The organism is Streptomyces sp. SID14478 (assembly GCF_010548525.1).
In the GTDB taxonomy this organism is placed as follows: Bacteria; Actinomycetota; Actinomycetes; order Streptomycetales; family Streptomycetaceae; genus Streptomyces.
On sequence record NZ_JAAGMG010000029.1, the window covers coordinates 1 to 1,398 of the forward strand.

The window sequence follows — 1,398 nt, forward strand, 5'->3', positions numbered from 1 at the left end:
GGCTGCGGGTCGAGCCGGGCGTCCTGCCGCAGCACGGCCGTGTGCAGGGCGGTGAGCTCCCGGGACGGGTCCACGCCGAGTTCGTCCGCGAGGACGGTGCGCAGGTGCGCGTACGAGGCGAGCGCCTCGCCCTGCCGCCCCGCCAGGTACAGCGCGCGCATGTGCAGCCCGCGCAGCCGCTCGCGCAGCGGGTGTGCCTCGACGAGCGCCCCCAACTCGCCCGCGACCAGGTCGTGTTCGCCGAGCGCCAGCCGTGCGTCGGCCCGCTCCTCCAGAGCGACGAGCCGCAGCTCCGACAACAGCCGGACCGGCGCCCGCACGAACTCCGCGTCCGCGAAATCGGCGAACGCGGGCCCCCGCCACAGCTCCAACGCCTGGTCGAGAAGCCGTAGGCGGTCGAGAAGCGGCGTCTGGTCGAGGGGCTGCGTCTGGCCGAGGTGCCGCGCCTGGCCGAGGGGCCGGGTGCGATCGAGAGGCCCTACGTGATCGAGCCGTCGGGCGCGCTCAAGAGGCCCAACGCGATCAAGAGGCTCTACGCGATCGAGAGGCCCAACGCGATCAAGAGGCTCTACGCGCTCAAGAGGCCCAACGCGATCGAGAGGCTCTACGCGATCGAGAGGCCCAACGCGCTCAAGAGGCTCTACGCGATCGAGAGGCCCAACGCGCTCAAGAGGCTCTACGCGATCGAGAGGGCGTACGTGCCCGTCCGCGTCCGGCACGGAACGCGCCCGCTCCACCAGCCCCCGGAACACGTCGGCGTCCACCTCGGCGTCGTCCAGGACGAGGCGGTAACCCGCCGCGGCCTGCCGCACCACCCGGTCCCGGCCGAGGACCCGGCGCAGCTGGGAGACCTTGGCCTGGAGCGAGTTCGCCGGGTTCCCGGGCGGCCGCGCGCCCCACAGCTCCTCGACGAGCCGGTCCACGGGGACGGGCCGCCCCTCGTATGCGAGCAGCACCGCGAGCAGCGCCCTCACCTTCACCTCGGGGACCCCGACCACCTCGCCGTCGCGGCCGCGCACGACGAGCTCCCCCAACACCCCGAACCACATGCGCCGACCGTACCCGCCGCCCCGCGGCCGGGTCGGCGGACCATCAGCGGACCCTCAGCCGATCCGAAGCCCCGCCCCGCACAGTCCCGCCATGACCACATACGCAGGCCGCACCGCGGTGATCACCGGAGGAGCCCACGGCATCGGGCTCGCCATCGCCAAACGCCTCGTCGAGGGCGGCGCCCGCATCCTGGTGACCTGCGCCGACCCCGCCGACCTCGCCCGGGCCCGTACCGAACTGGGCCGCACCGCCCGCCTGACGACCGCGACCCCGCCGGCCCCGGACGCGGTGACGGGACACCTGGGCCGCGTCGACCACCTCTTCGTCCACGCCGCCCGCCCGGACAGC

At 74.2% G+C, this 1,398-nt stretch carries 2 protein-coding genes; one reads left to right on the forward strand and one right to left on the reverse strand.

Annotated features, from left to right (window positions below; translation table 11 throughout):
• Positions 1-1,049 (reverse strand): AfsR/SARP family transcriptional regulator (locus G3I40_RS46795; RefSeq protein WP_239091441.1); only part of this gene is annotated, 1,049 nt, incomplete at its 3' end.
• 91 nt (positions 1,050-1,140) lie between these two features.
• Here G3I40_RS46795 and G3I40_RS00925 point away from each other — a divergent pair.
• A partial coding sequence (locus G3I40_RS00925) for an SDR family NAD(P)-dependent oxidoreductase (protein WP_164300215.1) occupies positions 1,141-1,398 on the forward strand: 258 nt, incomplete at its 3' end.